Origin of the sequence: Streptomyces millisiae (genome assembly GCF_031845425.1) — a bacterium.
GTDB lineage: Bacteria > Actinomycetota > Actinomycetes > Streptomycetales > Streptomycetaceae > Streptomyces > Streptomyces millisiae.
Window position 1 is genome coordinate 1 of the sequence record NZ_JAVREM010000402.1, and the last position, 400, is coordinate 400.

The following is a 400-nucleotide window of genomic DNA, read 5'->3' on the forward strand; positions in this document are numbered from 1 at the left end:
GCGCAGGGACGAGATCAGCGCGTCGGCCTGGGGTATCACCCGCAGTTCGACCCCGTCGAGGTAGGGGCGGTCCGGCAGCCAGTAGCTGTCGTTGCGGGTCAGGCTCAGCCCGGAGCCGGGGCTCCACTTCTTCAGCTTGAACGGTCCGGTGCCTATGAGCTTCTTGCCGGTGACGGCGTCCTCGACGGTCCTCTCATCCGTGATGATCATGAACTCGAAGAGGTCGAAGAGGTTGTTCACCGGGTGGGCGAGCTTGAGCACCAGCTCGTGGTCGCCGCGCTTCTCGAACCCGTTGATTGTGGCGGCCGTACTGCGCAACTGGGCGGCGCGGACCGGGTTCTGGAGGTTCTTCACCGCGAAGATCACGTCGTCCGCGGTGAAGGGGCGGCCGTCGTGGAAG

General features: G+C 65.5%; 1 protein-coding gene. It reads right to left on the minus strand.

Features of this window, described 5'->3' with window-relative positions:
- The coding region (locus RNC47_RS37280; RefSeq protein WP_311605316.1) for an ABC transporter substrate-binding protein at positions 1–400 on the minus strand (400 nt) is incomplete at both ends.